This window comes from Desulfovibrio porci, from assembly GCF_009696265.1.
Taxonomy (GTDB): Bacteria; Desulfobacterota; Desulfovibrionia; order Desulfovibrionales; family Desulfovibrionaceae; genus Desulfovibrio; species Desulfovibrio porci.
The window spans coordinates 196385-219708 of the sequence record NZ_VUMH01000003.1 but is presented as its reverse complement, the minus strand read 5'-3'; the positions used below and the strand labels follow the sequence as shown (position 1 = coordinate 219708).

The window sequence follows — 23324 nt, the reverse complement described above, 5'->3', positions numbered from 1 at the left end:
ATCATACTTTCCAGCGTGCGCACGTTATACTGTATGACGTAAAAATGACAGGTTAAGATCTTTCATGCAGCCCCCCGTATATTATATCGGCCTTGACATCGGTTCCACCACCGTGAAAGCGGTCGTGCTGGACGCCACGGGAAAAATGCTGTTCAGCAAGTATTCGCGGCATTATTCCGAAGTCCGGCAGAGCACGGCGCGCCTGTTGCGCGAGATCGCGGACTTCGCCCATGGCGCAGCCTGCCGCATGAGCGTCACGGGGTCCGGGGGCATTTCTCTGGCCGGCGAGCTGGGCCTGCCCTTCATTCAGGAAGTGCTGGCCTCCAATCTGGCCATCAGAAAGAGGATTCCCGACGCCGACGTGGTCATCGAGCTGGGCGGCGAAGACGCCAAGCTGACCTTTCTGAGCGGCGGTCTTGACCAGCGCATGAATGAAACCTGCGCCGGGGGCACCGGAGCCTTCATCGACCAGATGGCGGCTTTTATCGGCACGGACGCCGCCGGTCTGGACCGGCTGGCCCAAGGCCACGCGACCATTTATCCCATTGCGTCGCGTTGCGGGGTTTTCGCCAAAACCGACATCCTGCCCCTGCTCAACGAAGGCTGCGCGCGCGAGGACATCGCCGCCTCCATCATGCAGGCCGTGGTCAATCAGACCATTGGGGGCCTGGCGCGCGGCAGGGCCATCAAAGGCAAGATCGTTTTTCTCGGCGGTCCGCTGTCCTTTCTGCCCTCCCTGCGCGAGCGCTTCACGGCCATGCTCAAGGAGATGCGCGAAGCGGTCTTTCCGGAGGACGGGCATTTCTTCGTGGCGCTGGGTGCGGCCTATCACGCCATGGACATGAGCCCACAAACCTTTTCGTTCGCGGATTGCCTGACCGTGCTGGAAGAACGCGGCGCGGCGCAGACCTACGGCAGGCTGCCGCCCCTGTTCGCCTCCCGCGAGGAGCGTGAGGCCTTCGCCGCCCGTCATTCCGGCAGCCGCGCGGTCCGGCGGGATCTGGCCACGGCCGAGGGCGACGCCTGGCTGGGCTTTGACTGCGGTTCCACCACCATCAAGGCCGCGTTGCTGGATGCCGACGGCAACCTGCTCTATTCCTTTTACGATTCCAACAAGGGCGATCCCCTCACGGCGGCCCTCGGCGTCCTCAGGGATATTTACTCCCAGAAGCGCCCCGGTCTCACCATCAGGGCGGCCGCGGCCACCGGCTACGGCAGCGCCCTGTTGGCGGCGGCGTTGCGCCTGGACGTGGATGAAGTGGAAACCGTGGCGCATTTCACGGCGGCCAGGTTTTTCGAGCCGCGCGTCTCGTTCATCCTGGACATCGGCGGGCAGGACATCAAGTGCATGCGCATCCGCAACGGCGTCATCGACAGGATCAACCTCAACGAGGCCTGCTCCGCCGGTTGCGGTTCCTTTATCGAGAATTTCGCGGAATCGCTGAACATGCCGCTGGCGGATTTTGTGGACCACGCGCTGCGCGCCGCTTCGCCAGTGGATCTCGGCACCCGCTGCACCGTGTTCATGAATTCCAAGGTCAAGCAGGCCCAGAAGGAAGGGGCGGACGTGGGCGACATTGCCGCCGGTCTTTCCTATGCCGTGGTGCGCAACGCCTGCTTCAAGGTGATGAAGATTTCCAATCTGGCGGAACTGGGCGAATACATGGTCGCCCAGGGCGGGGCGTTCGCCAATGACGCCCTGCTGCGGGCTCTGGAACTGGAGCTGGGCCGTCCTGTCATGCGGCCCGGCATTTCCGGGCTGATGGGGGCCTTCGGCGCGGCCCTGATCGCCCGCAAACGCGGCCCGCTGAACGGAAAAACCGGCCTGCTCGGTCCGGAGGAAGTCCGGACCTTTTCAGCGCGTACGGCCACCACCCGTTGCCGCCGCTGCACCAACGCCTGCCTGCTGACCATCACCACATTCGCGGACAAACGCCGTTTCATTTCCGGTAACCGCTGCGAACGCGGCGCCGAAGCGGAACCACGGCATTGCATCAATCTCTATGCCTACAAATACAAGCGCCTGTTCGAACCCTATACGCCACTGGAGGAGGGCGCGGCCCGGCGCGGCGTTCTGGGCATTCCCCGAGCGCTGAACATCTTCGAGAATTATCCGCTCTGGTTCACCCTGTTCACCCGCCTGGGTTTCCGCGTGGTCCTGTCCTCGCCCTCGTCCAAGGAACTGTATTACAGCGGCTATGACACCATCCCCTCGCAGACCGTCTGCTATCCGGCCAAGCTCGCGCACGGGCATGTGCTTGACCTGGTGGAGCGGGGCGTCGGAACCATCTTTTTCCCCTGCCTGCCCAACGAGCAGCAAAGCGCCGGATCCGCCGCCGGCACGTTCAACTGCCCGGTGGTCATCGGCTACCCTGAGCTTCTGGCGCGCAATATCAGCGCCATTGAAGAGCGCGGCATAACCTTCATCCATCAGTTCCTGCCCCTGGACAGGGGCATGCTCGCCAAGCGGCTGCGCGACATTCCTTTCTTTTCGAAAATTCCCCAGGCCGAACTGGAAGAAGCCGTACGCGCCGGTTTTGCGGAGATGGACACGTTCCACCAGGATATGCGCAACGCGGGCGAAGCCGCTCTGGCGGAGCTGGCCGCCGACGGCAAGATGGGCATTGTCCTGTCCGGGCATCCCTACCATACTGACCCGGAGGTGCACCACGGCGTGCCCGATCTGGTGACCTCCTGCGGCATGGCCGTGCTGACCGAGGATTCCGTGGCGCATCTGATGCCCGATCCCGGCCCGTTGCGGGTGGTGGACCAGTGGGCCTACCATTCGCGCCTGTACCGGGCCGGAGCCTATGCGGCCACAGTGGACAATCTGGCGGTGTTGCAACTGGTTTCTTTCGGCTGCGGCCTGGACGCCATCACTTCGGACCAGCTGGAGGAAATCGTCACCCTGCGGGGACGGTTGTACGCCCAGATCAAGATCGACGAGGGCGCCAACCTCGGCCCGGCCCGCATCCGTATCCGCTCACTGCAGGCGGCCATGCGCGAACGCCGGGAACAGCTGGCCCACAGCGCCGTCATGCCGGACGAACCGCCTCCGGCCTTCACCAGAGACATGCGTGAAACGCATACCCTGCTGGTTCCGCAGATGTCTCCGCTGCATTTTCAGTTCACGGAAGAAGTTTTCGCTTCGGAAGGCTACCGGGCCGTGCTCCTGCCCAGCGTAAGCCGCGCGGCCATTGAACTGGGGCTGCGCCATGTGAACAACGACGCCTGCTTTCCGGCCATCGTGGTCGTGGGGCAGCTGCTGGAAGCGCTCAAGAGCGGCGTGTACGATCCGGAGAAGGTCGCCCTGGTCATCTCCCAGACCGGCGGGGGCTGCCGGGCTACCAATTACATCGGTTTTCTGCGCAAGGCCCTGCTGGACGCGGGTCTGGAACGGGTGCCCATTGTTTCCTTCTCCACCAGCATTCAGGAGGGCGCGCCGGGCATCAGCCTCACGGGCAAGATGCTGCGCCGGATGATCATGGCCGGGCACTACGGCGACGCGCTGCTGCGCATGATCCACCGGGTGCGGCCCTATGAAAGGGAGGCGGGAAGCGCGGAGGCCCTGGCCGCGCTCTGGACGGAAAAAGCGAAAAAAAATATCGTTTCCGGCAGCATCCCGCGTTTTGAGTTGAACATGCTGTCCATGATCCGGGATTTCGACCGCCTGCCCCTGCTCAGCGAGGAACGCAAGCCGCGCGTGGGGCTGGTGGGCGAGGTGCTGCTCAAATACCATCCGGACGCCAACAACAATGCCGCCAGGATCGTGGAAGAGGAGGGCGGCGAGGCTGTGGTCACGGGCCTGATGGATTTTCTCCTCTACAATTTCTATGACCACATCTTCAATTACGAGCATCTCGCGGGCAAGAAAAAGGATTCCCGCGCGGCCATGGCGGGCATCGCCTTTCTGGAGTTCACGCGCCTGGGCATGCGTTTCTGCTTCGGGCGCAGCAAGCGCTTCAACACGCCCATCCGCTTTCACGAATTGCGCAAGAAAACGAAGAATCTGATTTCTCTGGGCCACCAGACCGGCGAAGGCTGGCTGCTGGCCGCGGAAATGGTCAGGATGCTGGAGGATGGGGTCAACAATATCCTCTGTATGCAGCCCTTCGGCTGCCTGCCCAACCACATCACGGGCAAGGGGCTGCTCAAGGAATTGAAACGGCGCTACCCGGAGGCCAACATCATCGCCCTGGATTATGATCCCGGCGCCAGCGAAGTGAACCAGATCAACCGGATCAAGCTGATGATGCGTTCCGGCCAGTTGAAGTGAGGCCGTGTTCCGGGCCGTCGGTGGCCTCGCGCAGGACCGTGAGCACCCGGTCCACGTCCAGAGAGTGGTTTTGCGCGGCGCGGCGTCCCGTGGTGGCGGCAGCCGGGAAAATATGGCTGTCCAGCCGGGCGCCGCGCTTGCGGATATAGTCCAGCATGAACGGCACGAAGTAGTTGCGGCGGCTGAACAGGATGAAGTGGTTGCTCAGACTCCGGCAGAAGAGCGGCGTATAGAAGGCCGAACCGTCGAAACCGGCCACATGCCCGGCTTCCATCATGGCTAGGGCCTGCTGCGGGAGCGGCAGTTCTTCGGGATGCATGATTTCCCAGCCCGTGCGGGCAAGTTCCGCCTCCAGACTTTTTTCCTCCTCCACCTTGCCCCCCCGCAGCGCGCTGCGCGATACCCAGAGTTTTTTCCCGGCCCGGGGCGCGCGCTCCGGCAGGCGGCCCAGAGCCCCGAATTGCGCGTCGGTCATGGCCGTCGCCGCGTCGCAGGCGGGCGGCGAGACGATTAACTCATCCACCAGGGTGGGCACTCTGATAAACTGTATCCTGTTGGTAAGGCCCAGAATTTTGAAGGCTTCCTTTTGCCAGGGGCGGAGGGTCGGATTGGGCGACATGAACAGCAGCGGCCAGGGCTTGCAGCGCGCGATGGCGTAATATCTGCTCAGGCTTTCCAGCAAAAAGTGTCCGTAGTGCGCAAACATGTAGCCGCCGAAGATGCACGGGCCTTTCAGGCGGGCTTGGGGGCGGCAGGGCGCGGCGGCTCTGCCCCGGTACAGCAGCGTGTCCGGCAGGCAACGGCCGTTGACGAAAACGCCGGAAGCGAACTCGTCCATGCTGCCCGCGAAAGGCATGAGCAAGGCGTCATGGTGCAGGGCGAAGGTCTGCGGCGGAGTGTCCGGACCGGGGAGAACGGCATCCCCGCTTTGGCCGCTTCCGCTTGGGGATGCCGTAGGACATGCGGGGCGAGCGTCCCCGGTCACGGCAAAGTAGGCGGATTCCCGCTCGACGGACGCGAAGCGTTCTTTGTAGGGCCAGATGAATTCCTTTTCAAAGCCGGGATACGGTATGCCCCGCTGGCGAAGATGGGAGAGCGTTTGCGCGCAGTCGTCGAGAACCATGCGAAATTCCATGTATTCCGCGCGCTCGGCCAGTTGGACGCGCGAATCCTCATCCACGTCGATCACCTCGTAGCTCGGCATGACCTTCCAGGAACGGATGCACAACTGGTACAGGGTCGCGTTGACGGTGAAAAGATCCGCCGCGCGTTGTTCTTCCGGCGTTTGCGCGCCTTCCCCGGAAGCGCCGGACGCGGGCGCGTCGCGAAAGTAGCGCGCTTCTTCATAGCAGTATTGGGGAAAACCGGCGCAGGCCATGCGCGCGCCGAAATCCGCCTCCAGCACGGACGTGGGGCCGTAGTCCTCATTCCAGCGGCCGAGGACATCCGAAACTTCCTTGGGAATCATGACGGCCCGGCCAAGTGCTCCGTCGGTCGAGAGGTCCGGATCGCCGCCCGGCGCGTCCGCGGCCTCGGGATTTGCCGGACGCATGTTCAGATTGCGGACGCAACCGAGGGTGGAGACCGGAAGACCGTTGCGCCAGAAACGGAGCAGCTTGCTCAGCCAGTGCGCTTCGGTGATGACCATGCCGCTCGCAAGCTTCATATAAATGGGCGCGTTCACCAGTTGCCAGCCGATATTGGCGGCGCAGGCCTCGCCCATGTTGCGCGGCAGAAGAAAGAGATTGTCGATGATCCCGGACTGCCTGAATTCCCGCAGTCGCGCCACCAGCCGCTCGTCGCTGCCGTTGTCCACCACGGTGATGCAGAAGGGAATTTCCTGTGAAGTCTTGCGCAGGGCCGCCAGCGTCCGCTGCACCAGCTCCGCGTGGTTGAACACGGGTATCGTCACATTGAGCACGGCTTCGGCGGGCATGAAAAATCCCCTGTCAGGTATATTGGGGCTCGTTTTCCTTGATGATCTGGAAGGCCTTCATGGCTTTGACCGTGCCCGCGATGCCTTGATATTTGCCCACTCCGGCCACCGTGCAGGTGAGCAGGTCTTCCACGTCGGTGTCCAGCACCAGCACGTCGCCCACCTGCATGCGCAGAAGCTGATTGCCGGTGATGGTGGTGCCGCCGAAATGCACCTTGAGTTCCACCGGCGTTTCCATCAGCCGTTCCTTGAGGCGCGCCACCCAGGCGTGGTCCACTTCCAGGCGTTCGGTCTGGAAACTGGCGTGCAGTTTGGAGCGGATGGGTTCGATGGTGGCGTAGGGCAGGCAGATGATCATGGAACCCAGGGCCGTGTCCAGTTCCACCTCAAAGGTGATGACCACCACCACGTCGCTGGGCGGCACGATGGCCGCGAACTGAGGGTTGATTTCGCTGCGCACCAGTTCCAGCTTGACGTCGTGCACGGGTCGCCAGGATTCTTCCATATTGTCCAGGGCGATCTTGACGATCTTGTCCACCACGGCCTGCTCGATGCGCGTGAATTCGCGGCCTTCAATCTTGGGCTGGGTGCCCGCGCCGCCGAAGACGTTTTCCACCAGGGCGAAGACCAGGCGCGAGTCCACCACCATGATGGCGTTGCCGCGCAGGGGATCCATCTTGAAGATGTTGATGGAGGTGGGCACGGGCAGGGAGCGCATGAACTCCCCGAACTTGGTCATGTCGATGGAAATGGGGTTCAGCTCCACACGCTTGCGCACGGCGTTGGACAGGGCGTTGGTGCAGAGCCGCGCGAAACGGTCATTGACGATTTCCAGCACCGGCATGCGGCCGCGGATGATGCGGTCCTGATTGGCGAGGTCAAAGGTCACGATGCCGGAATCGTCTTCCAGCACCTCGGGTTCGCTTTCGATCTCGCCGCCGGAAAGCCCGCGCAGCAGGGCATCCACTTCGTCTTGTGCCAGAACTTTGTTCATACCGCCTCGAAACTCCTGCTGATGTGCCTGTTCGGGAATCAGAATGCAAAAAAAAGGCCAGATTGACAAGGCCGCCGTCACGGCACGCGGAACAGGCCCCCCCGCGCCGTTGTCGGAAGTCTGACAGCCCGTCCGTTCCGCCGTCCGGTTTCGGGGTCGGATCAGCCACGCCCATCTATATGATAAATACGCGTTTGCATATTGCAGGTTATGCTATATTTACTAATAATAGAAAAAATAGACTACGAAAAAGAATTTACGTCTGTCATCACACTATAAAAATATAGTATATTTGTAGGATATCGATATTGACATTTTTTTACAGGGAGGCTATAGGGTGAATATGTCTTCATAATGAAGATAAGTTTGACGCCTTTATTTTACTTCCGGCCGTGTATTGAATACTGCCACCGTGGCCGGAACCTGTCAAAAACCGCTATGCCGGTGTTTTTCTTTTTTTGTGCTGTAATTTTTTCCGGCGTCCTTTTGAAACATTTTATATGCGCTGTATTTCCTCTTTTCAGAGGGGATTTTTTGAGCGTCATGCCACGGCAACAGTGGCGACGCGCAACCGATAGTGTCATGGCATTGACTCACCGCTGTCCGTTTGAACGAGTCCGCGAACCGATAACAGACCCGCCCCGGAAAAGGGATGCGCCGTTGATGTGCTGACGGCGTGCAACGGGTAAATACGGGAGGGGCGTCATGCGTTTGAGCGACATTTCCATAAAAAAGAAACTGGTTGTCATTTTTCTGCTGGGCATGTTCGTTGTCCTGGCCTTCATGCTGATCAATATCCGGGAATTGCGGCTTATCGGCGGCGAGGCCGACATCCTGAGCCGCCCCCGGCAGGACACCATGCTGCTGGCTGCGGAAGTAGGGCATTTGCAGTGGGCTTCCCGCGTTCAGAAGTATCTGCTCGACAACGGCAAAAAGCCTCTGGATGCCTTGCTGGACGGGCACAAGTGCGCGTTCGGGCGCTGGCTCTACGGTCCCGGCAAAAGCGGCCTGGAGCAGGAGCTGCCCGCGCTGGAGCCGCTTTTCCGGGAACTGGGGGAAGCGCATCTGGCCCTGCACGAGTCCGCCGCGCGGCTCAAGCTGGCCATGGAGAACGGCGACAGCGCCCAGGCCCGCCGTCTGTTTGAAGACGTAACCATGCCGCAGCTCAAGAAGGTGCAGGAAATCCTCACCACGGCCCGGGGCGAGATCAACACGTCCTTTGCCGGCACGGTGGAAAAGCTGCGCGCCAAAATCCGCATGACCACGCTGCTGGATATGAGCATGGGGGCGTTGACCGTTCTGGGGTGCTGCCTGGCGCTCTGGCTGCTCGTGCGGGGCATCTCCACGCCTCTGGCGCGCTTGAAGGACCACGCGGGCCGCGTGGCGGAAGGCGAGTTCAGCAGCGTGCCTATCAGCCAGGGCGACGAGGTGGGACAACTGGCCGAAGCTTTCAACATTATGGTGAGGCACATCAAGGAAAAGCTGGGCATTTCCCAGGGCATCATGCGGGGGATCACCCTGCCGTTCGCCGCTTTTGACGTGAATTGCCGCCTGGCCTATGTGAATCGGGCCATGCTGAACTGCTGGGGGCATTCCGGCCAGCCGGAGGATTACCTCGGTCAAACCGCGGGCGAGTTCTATTATGCCGACGCCCAAAGGGAAACGCTCTGCCACCAGGTCATGGCCGAACGGCGCGAAATCCTGAATTACGAAGTCACGCGCGAAAATTTTAAAGGCGAGGTCAAGCGGGTGGCCATGGATGTCTCGCCGCTCTGGGATCTGGACGGCACACTGATCGGCTGCTTCACCCTGCACCGCGATCTGACCGAGATCCATGCCCAGCAAGAGCGTATCGCGGCCCTCAACGAACGCATTTATCTTTCCGCCGACGAGGCGCGGGATATTTCCGGCCGCCAGACCCATGCCTTTGAACAGCTTTCCGAGCAGTTGCGCACCACAGGCGGCATGGCCGAGGATCAGGCCAAGGCGTCTCTGGACGCGGCGCAGGGCATCCGCAGCATGGCCGAGACCATGAGCGAGGTGGCGGCCAGGGCCGGCCGGGCCGCCGGCGACAGCAAGAGCGCCGAGGAGGAAGCTGCCGGCGGCGTGGAGGTGGTGCGCCAGACGATAGCCTGCATCGCCAAGGTGGCCGAGCAGACCGCCGCCGTGGCCAAGGATATGGAAGCGCTGGGCGCGCACGCTGCCGGTATCGGCCGCATCCTTGGACTGATCACTGATGTGGCCGACCAGACCAATCTGCTAGCGCTCAATGCCGCCATTGAGGCGGCCCGCGCCGGGGAGGCCGGGCGAGGTTTCGCCGTGGTGGCCGACGAGGTGCGCAAACTGGCCGAAAAAACCATGCAGGCCACCACGGAGGTGGCCGCCGCGGTACAGGCCATCCAGCAGGGCGTGGACTCGGGCGGCGCGGCCACGGAGCGCGCCGTGGAACTGACCCGTCAGACCACGCAACTGGCCGACAGCTCCGGCGAGCGCCTGAACCGCATTTTGGATGTTTCCCGGCAGGCGGCCGACACCGTGGCGGGCATCGCCCACGCCACCGAAGAACAGGCCGCCGTGGGCGGGGAGATGCTGGAGATGATCAAAAGCATCAGCGACAAGGCCCGCGACACCACGGACAATATGCGGGCCTCGGACGGGTATGTGCGGGAATTGAGCAAACTTTCCGGCGAACTGAAAAAAATCATCGACAGCATGCGCAGCGAACGCCGCGCGGAGCCGCGTTATCTCCTGCGCGATCCTTACAGGCTGAACGTCGTTTTCGGCGGCCGGGAGGTCGAAGCCACACTGGCGGACGTGAGCCGCTCGGGCGCGCGTCTCTGTTTTGCCGCACCGCCCGCTCTGGAAGGGGGCGCGTCGGTGGTCCTGCATGCCGTGGCCGCGCCTTTTGACACGCTCTTCGCGGACCGGGAGGCCCGGATCATATGGGTGGACGGCCCGCAGGCGGGCCTGGCCTTTGCCGAGCCCGCGGAAGGGGATCTGGAGGCCATCATCAGGTCTGTGGGCGGCGACAGGGCCTGAACAGGGGCGGGCCGTCTTGCCATCGCGGCGGCCTTGGGGCAGGGTAGGCGGCATGAAAGTACGCCTTTTACCCTCGCCCGCACCCGCCACCGGCGATGGTCCGGCCCCGGAAGCGCCTCCCGCGCCGTCCTTGCTTGAGTCCGTGGAACTGGACGTTCCGGCCGGGGAAAGTCTTTCGCGCGCCCTCTGGTTGTCCGGGCGGTTGCGGCCACTGCCGCTTTGCGGCGGTCTGGGCCGTTGCGGCCGCTGCCGTCTGCGTTTTCCGCACGACGCGCCGCCGCCCCTGCCCGCTGAAGAGGCGGTGTTTTCGCTGCGGGAGCTGAACGCGGGCTGGCGGCTGGCCTGCCGCCGTCAGGTCCCTGAAGCGGCCTGTGCCGCTCCGCTGGGGCTGGAGCTGCCGCAGGAGGATTTCGCGCCGGAGGCGGCCGTCGCGCCGGAGATCGCCCGTGCCCGCGCGGCCGGGCGGGAACTGGCTCTGGCTGTGGATCTGGGCACTACTTCCGTGTACTGGCGGGCGCTGGCTCTGGATGGCGCGGAGCCCGGCGCGACAGTCGCCGAGGGGCATTTTCTCAATCCGCAGGCCGGAGCCGGGGCGGACGTCATGTCCCGTCTGGCCGTGGCCCGCGCGCCGCAAGGCCGCGCCCGCCTGGCCGGGCTGGCCCGTGAGGCTGTGCGTCGCATTGTGGACGGTCTGCGCTCTTCGGACGGCAGAGTGGCGCGCGTCTGTCTGGCGGCCAATACGGCCATGACCGACATTTTTCTGGACCGCGACGTGGAAGGCCTCTGCGCCGCGCCCTACCGGGCCGCCCACGCCGGGCATGAGACCGCCTGCCTGCCGGGCCTGCCGCCGGTGTACATCCCGCCTCTGCCCGCGCCCTTTGTAGGCGGCGACGTGAGCGCGGGCCTGGCGGCTTTGCTGGAGGTCCGTACGCCCCGGCCCTTTGTGCTGGCGGATCTGGGCACCAACGGCGAACTGGCTCTGGTCACGGCGCAAGGGGAACTGCTGCTGGCCAGCGTGCCTCTGGGCCCGGCCCTGGAGGGCATCGGCCCGGAATGCGGGCAACTGGCCGGACCGGACGTGGTCACGGACTTCAGCCTCAGCCCGGCGGGCTTGGCGGCGCACTCGCCGGACGGCTCGAGCGGACCAGCGCGCGGCATCAGCGCCACTGGCTATCTTTCTTTGCTCGGCCTTTTGCTGCAATTGGGCCTGCTGGACGCCTCGGGCCTGTTCGCCCACGCGTCTTCGCCTTCGCTTATGCCGCTCGCGCGCAAGCTGGCCGCCGGACTGCGCAAGGAGCGGGGCCGGACGCACCTGTATCTGCCGCGCGGCCTCCGGCTGGCCGCCGCCGACGTGGAGGAACTGCTCAAGGTCAAGGCCGCCTTCGCCCTGGCCCTGGACGCCCTGCTGGCCGCGGCCGGCGTGCCGCCGCGCGACGTGGCCGCACTTTGCCTGGCCGGGGCGCTGGGCGAGCATATCCGGCCTGATATTCTGGAACAACTGGGCTTTGTGCCCGCCGGGCTCGGCTCCCGCATCCGCGCCGTGGGCAACGCCTCTCTGGACGGCGCGGCCCTGCTGGCCCTGCACCCGGAAAAGGGCGCGGCCCTGGCCCGCCTTTGCGCCGGAGCCCGTGTGCTGCCCCTGGTGGAAGATCCCGATTTTCATCACGCCTATCTGCGCCGTATGCGCTTTGGAGTCTGAATGCCGCGCCGCACCGCTTCGCCGTCCGCGTCCCCCAAGCCCCGCGCCTCCGACAGGAAACCGTCGCCTGCCAGACCCCGCGATTCGCGCGCGGACAAGGGCAAGCCCGCCGCCCCGTCCGGTAATCGGTCCGACAACCGGTACGATAGTCGGCCCGGCAAGCTGCCGGCCGGTCAACGCCCGGAACGGCGGGACGCCATGGACGCGCCCCGCGCCCCGCGCCCCGCGCGCGAGACGGGAAGCCGCTTCCCGTCGGCCTCGCCCTGGCCGCGAACCGACGCCTTGTTTCCCCCTCTGGATGCGGACGCGCGCCAGGCTCTGGAATGTCTGCCCGAGGCCCTGCACAAAATCTGGCCCCTGAACGCCGCGCACCGCCGCTCCCTGCCCGAGGACGTGGCCGCGCTGTCGCGCCTGCTGACCACGGAACGCCGGGATCTGCGGCGGCCCTATTGGAGTTCCCCGGCCTTTGTCAGCGCCTATCTCTATTATTTTCTGCCCTGGAACCTGCTGCGCCTGACCCGCCTGCTGGCGGCCCTGCCTCTGCCCGACCCGCGTGCCCTGGCCCCGGAGGACGGCGAAGCCCTGCTGCTGGACGCGGGTTCCGGGCCGCTGAGCCTGCCCCTGGCGCTCTGGCTGGCCCGGCCCCAATGGCGGGAAGCCCCGGTGCGGGTGTTGGCCCTGGATAGCGCGGCCCGGCCGCCGGAATTGGGCAAAGCCCTGTTTGCCTCCTGGGGCGCGTGCCTGGGCTGGAAAACCTGGCCCGTGCGCACGGCCCAGGGGCCGCTGGAAAGCCTGGCCCGGCAGGCGGCCCCGCTCCTGGCCGGGAAAGGCGGGGCGCAACGCTGCCGTCCCTGGCTGGTCACGGCGGCCAATGTGCTCAATGAACTGCGTCCGGGCCGTAAGGGCGGGGGCGGACGGCAGGCCTGGGATGAAGAGCCGGAAGACGGGGAGGGCGCGGAAGTCGCGCCGCAGGGGCCGCTGGCCGAACGCCTGGACAGTCTGCTGGATGCCTTCGCGCCCCTGCTTTTCCGCCATAACGGCGCGGAGCCGGAAAATGCGCCGGAGAGCGGGGCGTCGCCCGCCCTGCTTTTTGTGGAGCCGGGCACGCGTCTGGGCGGCAACACCATCATGCGTCTGCGCGACCTGGCTCTGGAAGGCGGCCTCGCGGCGCTGGCCCCCTGTCCGCACAACGCGGCCTGTCCGCTGCTGGCCGGGCAGGGCGGGCGGACCTGGTGCCACTTCACCTTTGACAGCCGGGACGCGCCGGACTGGCTGCTGCGCCTTTCCACAGAGGCGGGCCTGGCCAAGAGCGGACTTTCCCTGGCTCCTCTGCTGCTCGGCGCGGCGGCGGAACCGGAAGCTGTCCCTGTCGCCGCCCCCGGCCGGGAAAAAACGCTGCCCGCCCGCGTGCTTTCCGCGCCTTTTGCAGTGCCGGGCCTGGCGGGCCGGGTGCGCTACGCATGCACCGCCGAAGGCCTGATGCTGCTGGAAGACGCCGAGGCTCTGGCCTCGGGCGACCGGCTGCCTGTCCGCCTCATGCCGGACGCGCCGCGCGACGCCAAAAGCCGGGCGCGCATTATCCGCAGCCCGCGTGCGCACGTGTCCGCAAAGCCTTGAGCGGCGCGGCTCCGCTATTTTTTACATGAACTTTTTGTGAATTTTTATCATGTAATTTCAACTCATTATCCGAGAAATGCGGACTTTCGGGGCTTTTTTTTCAACCCCGCCGGGCGTATATAAGCCCAGTTTGGCGCCCCGCTGGACGGGCGTGTCGCTCTCCAACTTTTATCCCAAGGTTTATGTTCTGATGATCGCAATGCCCAAAAATCTGCCGCAGCCGCAGTTGAAACCCAATACGGACGTGGTGCTGCAGAAGCGCTATCTGCGTAAATCCCTGGACGGCAAGCTCACTGAAACCCCGCGCGACCTTTTCTGGCGCGTGGCTTCCGCCATCGCCGCCGAAGAAGGCAAGTACGAGGGGTCCTCGCGTGAGCCGGAGTCCCTGGCCCGCGACTTCTACGACCTGATGACCTCCTGGAAGTTTTTGCCCAATTCGCCCACGCTGATGAACGCGGGCACGGATCTGGGCCAGCTTTCCGCCTGTTTCGTCCTGCCTGTGGGCGACTCCATTGAGGAAATTTTCGACGCCGTGAAGTTCGCGGCCATGATCCACAAATCCGGCGGCGGCACGGGCTTTTCCTTCTCGCGCCTGCGTCCCAAGGAAAGCCGGGTGGGTTCCACCGGCGGCGTGGCCTCCGGGCCGGTTTCCTTTTTGCGCATTTTCAATACCGCCACCGAGCAGATCAAGCAGGGCGGCACGCGGCGCGGGGCCAACATGGGCATTCTGCGCGTGGACCATCCGGACGTGCTGGATTTCATCCGGGCCAAGGAAAAAGAGGGCGAATTCAACAACTTCAACCTTTCCGTGGGCCTGACCGAAGCCTTTATGCAGGCCGTGGAAAAGGACGAGCACTACGACCTGCGCGCGCCCAACACCGGCGAGGTGGTGGACCGCCTGCGCGCCCGCGACGTTTTTGATCTGCTGGTCAAGAAGGCCTGGCAGTCGGGCGATCCGGGCATCGTCTTTCTGGACCGCATCAACCGGGACAATCCCACCCCGGACCAGGGCGAGATCGAATCCACCAATCCCTGCGGCGAGCAGCCCCTGCTGCCCTTTGAAGCCTGCAATCTGGGTTCCATCAATCTGTCCTGCTTCTATCTGCCCGGCCACAACGACGATGCGGACCCGGCCCGCGCGGGCATCGACTGGGACGAACTGCGGCGCGTGGTGCACCTTTCCGTGCACTTTCTGGACAACGTCATCGACGCCTCGCTCTTTCCCCTGCCGCGCATTGCCGAGACGGTGCGCAGAAACCGCAAGATCGGTCTGGGCGTCATGGGCTTCGCGGATCTGCTCTTTGAACTGGGCGTGGCCTACAATTCCCAGGCGGGCATTGACCTGGCCGAGCGGATCATGGGCTTCGTGCAGGAGGAAGGCCACAAGGCCTCGGCCGAACTCGCCAGGGAGCGCGGTCCCTTCCCGGCCTATCCGACCTCCCTGTACGCCAAAAAGAAAAAAGGCCCCTACCGTAACGCCACGGTGACCACCATCGCGCCCACGGGCACGCTGTCGATCATCGCGGGCTGTTCTTCCGGCGTGGAACCGCTTTTCGCGCTCTGCTTCACCCGCAACATTCTGGACGGCGAACGGCTGGTGGAGGTCAACCCCCATTTCGAGGCCGCGCTTGCCGCCGCCGGTCTGGCCGGCCCCGAGCTCATGGACAGCGTGGTGGCCAAGGGCTCCATCCAGGATCTGGATTTTCTGCCCGCCAAGCTGCGCAACGTCTTTGTGACCGCCATGGATATCGAGCCGGTCTGGCATCTGCGCATGCAGGCGGCCTTCCAGCGGCATACGGACAATGCCGTGTCCAAGACCGTGAATTTGCCCAATTCCGCCACGGAACAGGATATTTTCGACATTTACTGGCTGGCCTACAAGGAAGGCTGCAAAGGCGTCACGGTCTACCGCGACGGCTGCAAGAGCATTCAGGTGCTGGCCACCGGCGAAGGCCAGAAAAAAATGGACGGCGAGTCCGCCCCGCAGAACCAGACCGCGTCGCAGGCGGGCAAGCCCACGTCGGCGGTGCGCAAGCGTCCGGACGTCGTGCAGGGTTTCACCCAGAAGGTGCAGACCGGCCTGGGCGCCATGTACCTGACTGTCAACGAGGTGGACGGCGAACCCTTTGAGGTCTTCGCCACCATCGGCAAGTCGGGGCGCTCCATCACGGCCAAGGCCGAGGCCATCGGCCGTCTGGTCTCTCTGGCCCTGCGCTCGGGCGTGCATGTGCGCGACGTGGTGGCCCAGATCAAGGGCATCGGCGGCGAGCACCCGGTCTTCCGGGGCAAGGGCCTGCTGCTGTCCATCCCGGACGCCATCGCCTGGGTGCTGGAAAAGCGCTATCTCAAGGATGAGCACATCGGCGAGGTCAATGACCTGGAAGTGCAGCGCTGTCCGGAATGCAACGAGCCTCTGGTTTTTCAGGAAGGCTGCCTGATCTGCCCGGCCTGCGGGTTTTCCCGCTGCGGCTAACAGCGCCGGACGGTCTTTTTGCCCGCTGACGGCATCAAACAAAGCGGCCCGGCTTGGTCACGTAGTACGCTACGTTCCCGCGCCGGGCCGCTTGTTTTCTTTGTCAGCGAGCAAAAAATTTTTGAACGCCGCTCACTACGGAGAAAAACGATGTTGTCTGTGAGGGTGAAAGGGTTCTGTTTGTTGTTGGCCTTGCTGGTCTTCTGCTGGTCCCCTTCGTGGGCCGGGGCGCGGGAAATCGGCGAATCCGTCCGGGTGGCGGCTGATATGGAGGTAGTCAGGCTTTCCGAGCGGGTATACATGCACGTCTCCCGCTACGAGATGCCGCCGTTCGGCCTGGTGTCTGCCAATGGCCTGATTCTGGTGGACAAGGGCGAGGCCTTTCTGCTGGATACGCCGTGGACCGTGGCGCAGACGGAAGTTCTGCTGGACTGGATTGAAAACGTCCTGCGCGCCAGGGTCACGGCCTGTGTGCCCAACCACTGGCACAAGGACGCCATGGGCGGGCTGGCGGCGGTACAGCGCCGGGGCATCCCGTCATATGCGTATGAAGAGACCATCGCCATTGCCGGGCAAAAAGGCCTGCCTCGGCCGGAACACGGCTTTGCCGACACGCTGACGCTCAAGCTCCATGCCCTGGAGGCGCGTTGCGTCTATCTGGGCGGCGGCCATTCCACGGACGGCATTTTTATCTGGATTCCCGCCGAAAAACTGCTTTTCCCCGGCTGCATGGTCAAGGACGGCCAAGCCACGAATCTGGGCAATACCGAGGACGCCGACGTGCGGGCCTGGCCCGTGACCATGGACAAGGCACTGGCCGCTTTTCCTGAGGCCCGGATCGTGGTGCCCGGCCACGGGCGGCCCGCCGGCCCGGAACTTTTGCGGCACACGCGCGATCTGGCGGCCGGGTCCGCCGGAGCGCGGTAAACCGCGGAGCGACGTATGAAATGGATTACCCATCAGGCGGCGGCCGTGGGCGCGGCCCTGGCCCTGCATCTGCCCCCGGCGGGCGTCGCGGCGGCCTGTGTGGGCGCGGTGCTGCCCGACGTGCTGGACCAGCGCCTGGCCGGTCTGGCCCCCACGCCGCGCGGCCGCCAGAAGGTCTTCAACCGTATCCACCGGGGCGCGACGCATTGGTTCGGCTGGTGGCTGGCCTTGTTCCTGACCGCACTGATGCTGCGCCTGCCGCCGCTGGAGCTGGCTGTGCTCACCGGCCTGGGCTTCGGCGGCCTGAGCCATGTGGCCCTGGATATGCTCACCCCGCAGGGCGTGCCTTTACAGCCCTTTTCGCGCAAGGGGCGTTTTTCGCTCAAGCTCTGCGCTACCGGCAGCGTGGGGGAATACTGTTTTCTGGCCGCCATTGTGCTGGCTGTCTGGTTTTTCATGGGCCGTGATCTGCTGCATCTTGTGCGGCGTCTGGGCCATGGCGGCTTTTTTTAGGGCATTTCAAAGTTAATCTGCTCTAAGAGCCCATTTCAGCGCCGCAGACGCCGCAGCACAGGCTCCAGCAGGGACGGCGCGAGCCACCGCACCAGCGGCAGAAAAAGCAGGGCAAAGGTCAGGCCGCTGACGGCCAGGGTCACGCAGGCCGCCAAAATGGGCGGCAGCGTCAGATGTTCAAGACAGTAGCGGGACAGCCGCCAGGCCGCGCCCGCGCCGGGCAGGGAGCAGGCCAGAGCGCGCAGCCCTAGGCCGCACAGCCCGGCAAACGCTCCCCCGCCGTGGCGGCGTACCCAGATTCCCACCAGCCAGAGCACATAGAGGCTCACGCTCGCGCCGGACAGGGCGGCAATGGCCCAGGCCCCCAGGGGGACGGCCCAGTAATAGTAGAGCGGCAGGCAGGCCAGGGTCATAATGGTGCCGGTGACCGCCGGGGTCAGGGTGTCGCCGTGGGCGTAGTAGGCCCGCACCAGAACCATGTAGACGATCCAGAGCGGGGCCGAGGCCAGCATGATCTGGGTCAGGGGCACGGCGGCCAGGGTTTCCGTAGCGCCGAAGCGGCCGCCTTGGAAGATCACGCCCAGAATGGGCCAGGCGGAGGCCATCATCCAGAGCGCGCAGGGAATGATCAGGCCCAGGCCCGCGCGCAGGGCCGAGCGCAGGGTCTGGTCGAAGCGTTCCGTGTCGCCCTGGGTCAGCAGGGAAACCAGAAAGGGATAGGAGGCCACGGCTGCGGCCTGACCCATGAGGCCCACCGGCACTTGGGCGATGCGCCGCGCGTAGTTGAGCAGGCTGACCGCGCCGTCCCCGGCCAGGCTGCCGAAAACCCGCAGAAACTGCTCGTCCAGCATGATCACGGTCTGGCCCAGCATCAGGGGCAGGGCCGTGAGCAGAAAACGGCCCATGAGCCGGTGCCGCCAGACCATGCGCAGATGCAGGCCGCCCCCGGCGGCCACCCGCAACGGCAGGGCGAAGGTGCCCAGAGCCGCGCCGATGGTGACGCCCACGCAATAGCCGGTCATGCCGTAGCCGGACTGCGTGCCTGTTCCCAGCAGGGGCAGCAGCAGGCCGCCCGCGATGATGCAGCCGTTGTAGATCAGGGGGGCCAGGGCCGGGACGCTGAACTGCCGCCGCAGATAGAGCAGGGCCGTGAGGCAGGCCCCGCAAAGAAAAAAGATCTGGGCCGGAAGGATGATGCGCATGAAAAAGGCCAGACGCTGCCACTGCTCCGGCGAAAAGCCGGGGGCCACCAGCCGGGCCAGCGGCCCGGCGGCCAGAATGCCCGCGCCCGTGAGCAGCAGCGAGGCCGTGAGGGTCCAGCAGAAGACGCAGGAAAAAAAGCGCCAGGCGTCGGCCTCGTCCTCCTGAAAGCGGCGGGACAGCAGGGGGATGATAGTGATGGACATGAAGCCGCCGGCCAGCAGGTAATTGATGATGTCCGGCACCACAAAGGCCGCGAAATACATATCCGCCTCGCCGCCCGCGCCGAACTGCCAGGAAATGACCTTGTCCCGGATCAGGCCCATGAGCCGGGAGAGAATGGTGCTGGCGGCCAGAATCAGGGCCGCCGCGCCCATGTGCTGGCGGGAGGAGAGCAGGCCCATCAGCGTCCCCGTTTCGGGCGCGCGCCGCCGTTTTTACCGTTCCGGGCCTGCTGTTTCCGGTTCCGGCCGCTGCTCCGGTCATGCGCCGGGCCGTTTTTTTGCCCTCTTTTCTGCTGCGGACGCCGCGCGCCCGTGCCGTCCGTCCCGTTACGCAATCCCCGTTGTTCCCGTTGTCCGCGCGGGTGACGCGCGCCGCGCGCGGCCCGTCCGGCGCGCGGCAGTTCCAGGGGCATGAGCCGGATCTCCAGACGGCCCATATGCACCTCGGCCAGGCGCACTTCCAGGCGCTGGCCCAGACGCCAGCACAGGCCGGAACGCTGGCCGATCAGGCTTTGGCTGCGGCTGTCCAGCTCGTACCAGTCGTCGCCCAGATCCTCCACGCGGATCATGCCTTCCACAGGCATGGAGGCCAGTTCCACAAAGAGGCCGAAATCCGTCACGCCGGCAATGACGCCGGCAAAGCGTTCGCCTTCGCGCTCCCGCAGAACCAGGCAGCCCAGACGTCGGGCCATCTCGCGTTCGCATTCCATGGCCGCGCGTTCCAGGCGGTTGAGCCGGTCGCCGATGCGCAGCAGCTTCTGCCCGGCGGGCAGCGGCCCCACGGCGTGGCCCAGCGAGGCCTTCAGGGCGCGGTGAACCAGCAGGTCGGCATAGCGTCGGATAGGCGAGGTAAAATGACAGTAGGCCTGGGAGGCCAGACCGAAATGCCCCTCGTTTTCCGGCTGGTAGCGGGCCTGTGGCATGGCCCGCAGGCAGAGGCGGTTGACCAGAAATTCCTGCTCCGTGCCCTGGGCCGCCGCCAGAATGCCCTGCATGGCCGCCGCGTCGGCTTTGCCGCCGCTGTGGACATTGGCGGGCAGGCTTTCCAGGGCCGTGGCGCCAAGGGTGTCGAAAAGGCTTTCCAGGCGTTCCGGGTCCGGCTGGGGGTGCACGCGGTAGAGAAAGGGCAGGCCCGCGTCGCGCAGATGGCGGGCCACGGCCTCGTTGGCCGCGATCATGAATTCCTCGATCAGGCGGTGGGCGTCGTGGCGCTGGCGGAAGCCGATCTCAAGGACCCGGCCCGCCGCGTCAAAGCTGTAGTCCGGTTCGGGCAGATCGAAATCCAGGCTGCCGCGCTTCCGCCGGGCCGTGCGCAGCACGGCATAGAGCCGGAAGGCCTCCTCCAGCATGGCCAGCACGTCCCCGCCGCGCGGATTTTCGCGCAGCCGGGCCAGGGCGTCGGCGTCATGGTCCAGCAGGCAGGCCTTGACCTGATCATAAGTCAGGCGGGCGGCGGAACGCATGACGCACAGGGCGAAGCGTGCCTTGCCCGGCTGCGCTGTGGCGGAAAAGGGAATTTCCGCCAGCACGGCCAGCCGGTCTTCGTCCGGGTTGAGACTGCACAGGCCGTTGGACAGGGCCGGGGGCAGCATGGGTTCCACGGAGCGGGGAAAATACCAGGAATTGCCGCGCGCCAAGGCTTCGGCGTCCAGGCTGGCGTGCCTTTTGCCGGGAGCGGGGCGCACGTAATGGCTCACGTCGGCGATGGCCACCCGCAGCAGCCAGCCCGCGCCCTTGCGTTCCACCTGCACGGCGTCGTCAAAGTCGCGGGCGTCAGCGCCGTCAATGGTCACCAGCGGCAGGGCGCGCAGGTCCTCGCGTCCGGCCAGGTCCGCCTGAGCGGGCGCGGCGGGCAGCGCGGCGGCCTCGTCCAGAACCGGAGCCGGAAAGTCGCGCGGCACCTCGTGGTTGAGCTTGACCAGATTTTCCTGCACGTCCGCGTCGTCCTCACGGCCGTAAGCGCCCAGCAGGCGCGCGCGCCAGAGATCCGAGGCCAGGCGCTCCTCCGGGGCCACCAGCAGCAGCGCGCCCTGTTCTGGCACGGCGTTTCCCTCGGGCAGAGCCACGCTGAAATCCACGGCCAGGCGGCTGTCCGCCGGGCGGCAGAATAGGGTTCGCCCCGTGCGGCTGTGCAGGTGCACGGGAATTTCCTTCTGTGGACGCTCCAGAATTTCCACAATGCGGCCTTCAGGACTCGGACCGCCGCGTCCCCGGCCGCCTCGCGCTCCGGCCGGGGACAGAACCACCCGCACCAGATCCTGATGCCAGGCCTCGTTGCTTTGCAGGGGATGGATGAAAATATCCCGGCCGCCGGTCACGCGCGCGCTTGGCGTTCCTTCATCGTCTCCGGCCGCCAGCGGCGTCACGAAGCCGCCGCCGTTGCGCAGGGCCTGATAGCGTCCCACCAGGCTTTTGAGGCTGTCGGGCCGCGTCCAGAGGCCGCCGCGCAGGCGCACCAGCCGTCCCTGACCGGCCAGCTCGTTCAGGCTTTCTTCCAGGTCCTTCTTGGCCCGGCGGGGCAGGCCCGTGACGCGCAGCAGGCCGTCCAGACGCAGGGGGCGGGATTCGCGGGCAAAAATGTCCAGCAGTTCGGCCTTGTCGGGCAGGGCCGGGGAAGTGACGGGGGCGGTATTTTTATGTTGTTTTTTCACGTTGCTTCTACTTCAGCAAAAGGGGGCAAAAGGCATAACCTTTTGCCCCCGGAGCGCCGGTACGATCTACGCGATCGGAAAGTCAGGAGCGGATCGCGGATCAGTTGCGGTTGCCGCCGAAAAGCCGCAACAGCATCAGGAAGAGGTTGATGAAGTCCAGATACAGGGTCAGCGCGCCCATGATGGCGCCGCGCCGCACCGCCGTGCCGTCCTCCAGAGGCGCGCCTTCGCCGAAGCGGCGCAGCTTCTGGGTGTCATAGGCGGTCAGGCCGGTGAAAATCAGCACGCCCAGGCAACTGATGATGAAGTCCATCATGGTGCTTTTGAGGAAAATGTTCACGACCATGGCGATGATAATGCCGATAAGGCCCATGAACAGGAAATTGCCCATGGTCGTGAGATCGCGCTTGGTCACCGTGCCGTAGACCGACATGGCCAGGAAGGTGCCCGTGGTCACCAGAAAAGCGTTGGCGATGGACGCAATGGGATAGATCACAAAAATGGACGAAAGCATGGCGCCGGTCAGGGCCGAGTAGAGCAGGAAGAGCCCGGTGGCCGTGCCCGCCGACATTTTATGAATGGCCGCCGAAAGGGCGATGACCAGGCCGAACTGGGCCACGATCAGAAGAATCATGACCATGCTGTTGCCCAGAATGGCATCGCGGATAGCCGGTGAATTGGCCACGCCGTAGGCCACCACCGTGGTCAGGGCAAGGCCCGCCGTCATCCACTGGTAGACCTGGCGCATGTAAGCGGAAACGACGCTGCTCACGCCGCTCTGAGCGACACTACGGGTAGTCGGTGACATATGTCCTCCAGAAAAACTGTTGATGTCCGTCGAGGCGTGAAGCCGCCACGCGGGGCGTTTCTCCACATCTCTTTTCATATACTATATGACTCTCCCCCGTTTTAGCAAGTGCCGCCGTCTTGCGGGGGGCCGGGCCGCGTGCTAGCATGGTAAAGTCGGCGCAGTGTCCGCACCGGCGAAACTGTCGCACTCAAGGAGTCAAGTATGAAATTTTCTCTTCCGGCCCTCTGCCTCGCCCTGAGTCTGGCCCTGTTGCCCGCTTTCGCCGGGCAGGCGCGCGCGGCCGCCCCGGCGTCCGACCCCGCCGTCAAGCTGGAGACGAGCCTCGGGGACATCGTGGTGCGCCTGGACGCCCGCAAGGCCCCCATTACCACGGCCAATTTCATTCAGTACGTCAAATCCGGGCATTACGACGGCACCATTTTCCACCGCGTGATCCGGAACTTCATGATCCAGGGCGGCGGCCTGACCCCGGAAATGAAGGAAAAGAGCGCCCGCGCGCCCATTCATAACGAGGCCAACAACGGGCTGCGCAACCAGAAGTACACCATCGCCATGGCCCGCACCGCCGACCCGCATTCGGCCGGCGCGCAGTTCTTCATCAATACCAAGGACAACGCCTTCCTGGACTTCAAGAGCCAGACCCCGCAAGGCTGGGGCTATGCCGTATTCGGCAAGGTCATCAAGGGGCAGGATGTGGTGGACAAGATCGCGGCCGTGGGCACGGGCAAGAAGGGCTTTTACGAGGACGTGCCCAACACCCCTGTGATCATCAAAAAGGCCGTGGTCATTGAATAGAGTCTTTCAGTGTGAAAAGTGAAATTACCCCGGTCGCCGCGCGCATAGAATATGCCGTCGCCGTCCCCCAAGTTTCGGCAACCCCGTCCCGCAGGCGGGGTTTGCTTTTGGGCATGTGAATTTTTTGTGACTTCGCGTTCCGGGACTTTGGGGTGTCTTGTCAGGCTAT

The 23324-nt window shown here is 64.7% G+C and carries 13 protein-coding genes; 8 read left to right on the top strand and 5 right to left on the bottom strand.

The window, feature by feature from the left end; translation table 11 throughout:
- Positions 1-64: 64 nt before the first annotated feature.
- Positions 65-4276 (top strand): acyl-CoA dehydratase activase-related protein, encoded by a 4212-nt coding sequence (locus FYJ44_RS04790; RefSeq protein WP_154509660.1) that lies wholly within the window; start codon positions 65-67, stop codon positions 4274-4276.
- Here FYJ44_RS04790 and FYJ44_RS04785 read toward each other — a convergent pair.
- Both FYJ44_RS04785 and fliM read right to left on the bottom strand, forming a co-directional pair.
- A complete protein-coding gene (locus tag FYJ44_RS04785) occupies positions 4242-6212 on the bottom strand; it encodes a glycosyltransferase 61 family protein (protein ID WP_154509658.1) in 1971 nt (656 codons plus the stop codon). The two genes, FYJ44_RS04790 and FYJ44_RS04785, sit on opposite strands and share 35 nt — an antisense overlap.
- Before the next feature lie 13 nt (positions 6213-6225).
- Positions 6226-7206, bottom strand: coding sequence for a flagellar motor switch protein FliM (gene fliM, locus FYJ44_RS04780; RefSeq protein ID WP_154509656.1), 981 nt, complete (start codon positions 7204-7206; stop codon positions 6226-6228).
- Positions 7207-7911: 705 nt separating this feature from the next.
- Between fliM and FYJ44_RS04775 the strand changes: the two genes are divergently transcribed.
- The 6 genes from FYJ44_RS04775 (at position 7912) to FYJ44_RS04750 (ending at position 17474) form a co-directional block, all read left to right on the top strand.
- Positions 7912-10245, top strand: coding sequence for a methyl-accepting chemotaxis protein (locus FYJ44_RS04775; protein ID WP_154509654.1), 2334 nt, complete (start codon positions 7912-7914; stop codon positions 10243-10245).
- A gap of 52 nt (positions 10246-10297) precedes the next feature.
- A complete protein-coding gene (locus FYJ44_RS04770) occupies positions 10298-11944 on the top strand; it encodes an ASKHA domain-containing protein (RefSeq protein ID WP_154509653.1) in 1647 nt (548 codons plus the stop codon).
- Between the two features lie 198 nt (positions 11945-12142).
- Positions 12143-13561 (top strand): small ribosomal subunit Rsm22 family protein, encoded by a 1419-nt coding sequence (locus FYJ44_RS04765; RefSeq protein ID WP_195840950.1) that lies wholly within the window; start codon positions 12143-12145, stop codon positions 13559-13561.
- Between the two features lie 190 nt (positions 13562-13751).
- Entirely contained in the window at positions 13752-16034 is a 2283-nt protein-coding gene (locus tag FYJ44_RS04760) for a vitamin B12-dependent ribonucleotide reductase (RefSeq protein ID WP_154509766.1), read from the top strand.
- Between the two features lie 180 nt (positions 16035-16214).
- Positions 16215-16961: a subclass B1 metallo-beta-lactamase gene (bla, locus tag FYJ44_RS04755; RefSeq protein WP_229772498.1), complete on the top strand. Its 747-nt coding sequence runs from the start codon at positions 16215-16217 to the stop codon at positions 16959-16961.
- A 15-nt stretch (positions 16962-16976) separates the two neighbouring features.
- Positions 16977-17474 (top strand): metal-dependent hydrolase, encoded by a 498-nt coding sequence (locus FYJ44_RS04750; RefSeq protein WP_154509647.1) that lies wholly within the window; start codon positions 16977-16979, stop codon positions 17472-17474.
- Positions 17475-17509: 35 nt separating this feature from the next.
- Here FYJ44_RS04750 and murJ read toward each other — a convergent pair whose 3' ends face one another.
- The 3 genes from murJ to FYJ44_RS04735 all read right to left on the bottom strand — a co-directional run bounded on the left by murJ (position 17510) and on the right by FYJ44_RS04735 (position 22357).
- Positions 17510-19078 (bottom strand): murein biosynthesis integral membrane protein MurJ, encoded by a 1569-nt coding sequence (gene murJ, locus FYJ44_RS04745; RefSeq protein ID WP_154509645.1) that lies wholly within the window; start codon positions 19076-19078, stop codon positions 17510-17512.
- Positions 19078-21549 carry a ribonuclease R family protein gene (locus FYJ44_RS04740; protein ID WP_288229029.1) on the bottom strand — a complete coding sequence of 824 codons (2472 nt, stop codon included), beginning with the start codon at positions 21547-21549 and terminating at the stop codon, positions 19078-19080. The genes murJ and FYJ44_RS04740 overlap by 1 nt, the downstream gene beginning before the upstream one ends.
- A 100-nt stretch (positions 21550-21649) precedes the next feature.
- Entirely contained in the window at positions 21650-22357 is a 708-nt protein-coding gene (locus FYJ44_RS04735; RefSeq protein WP_154509644.1) for a Bax inhibitor-1/YccA family protein, read from the bottom strand.
- Positions 22358-22561: 204 nt separating this feature from the next.
- Here FYJ44_RS04735 and FYJ44_RS04730 point away from each other — a divergent pair, with 204 nt between their 5' ends.
- Positions 22562-23155: a peptidylprolyl isomerase gene (locus FYJ44_RS04730; RefSeq protein WP_154509642.1), complete on the top strand. Its 594-nt coding sequence runs from the start codon at positions 22562-22564 to the stop codon at positions 23153-23155.
- Positions 23156-23324 lie beyond the last annotated feature (169 nt).

Excerpts from the sequence above, each read along its gene's own strand:
- FYJ44_RS04790 (WP_154509660.1), top strand. The coding sequence starts at position 65 with ATGCAGCCCCCCGTATATTATATCGGCCTTGACATCGGTTCCACCACC.
- FYJ44_RS04785 (WP_154509658.1), bottom strand. The coding sequence starts at position 6,212 with ATGCCCGCCGAAGCCGTGCTCAATGTGACGATACCCGTGTTCAACCAC.
- fliM (WP_154509656.1), bottom strand. The coding sequence starts at position 7,206 with ATGAACAAAGTTCTGGCACAAGACGAAGTGGATGCCCTGCTGCGCGGG.
- FYJ44_RS04775 (WP_154509654.1), top strand. The coding sequence starts at position 7,912 with ATGCGTTTGAGCGACATTTCCATAAAAAAGAAACTGGTTGTCATTTTT.
- FYJ44_RS04770 (WP_154509653.1), top strand. The coding sequence starts at position 10,298 with ATGAAAGTACGCCTTTTACCCTCGCCCGCACCCGCCACCGGCGATGGT.
- FYJ44_RS04765 (WP_195840950.1), top strand. The coding sequence starts at position 12,143 with ATGGACGCGCCCCGCGCCCCGCGCCCCGCGCGCGAGACGGGAAGCCGC.
- FYJ44_RS04760 (WP_154509766.1), top strand. The coding sequence starts at position 13,752 with ATGATCGCAATGCCCAAAAATCTGCCGCAGCCGCAGTTGAAACCCAAT.
- FYJ44_RS04750 (WP_154509647.1), top strand. The coding sequence starts at position 16,977 with ATGAAATGGATTACCCATCAGGCGGCGGCCGTGGGCGCGGCCCTGGCC.
- murJ (WP_154509645.1), bottom strand. The coding sequence starts at position 19,078 with ATGGGCCTGCTCTCCTCCCGCCAGCACATGGGCGCGGCGGCCCTGATT.
- FYJ44_RS04735 (WP_154509644.1), bottom strand. The coding sequence starts at position 22,357 with ATGTCACCGACTACCCGTAGTGTCGCTCAGAGCGGCGTGAGCAGCGTC.
- FYJ44_RS04730 (WP_154509642.1), top strand. The coding sequence starts at position 22,562 with ATGAAATTTTCTCTTCCGGCCCTCTGCCTCGCCCTGAGTCTGGCCCTG.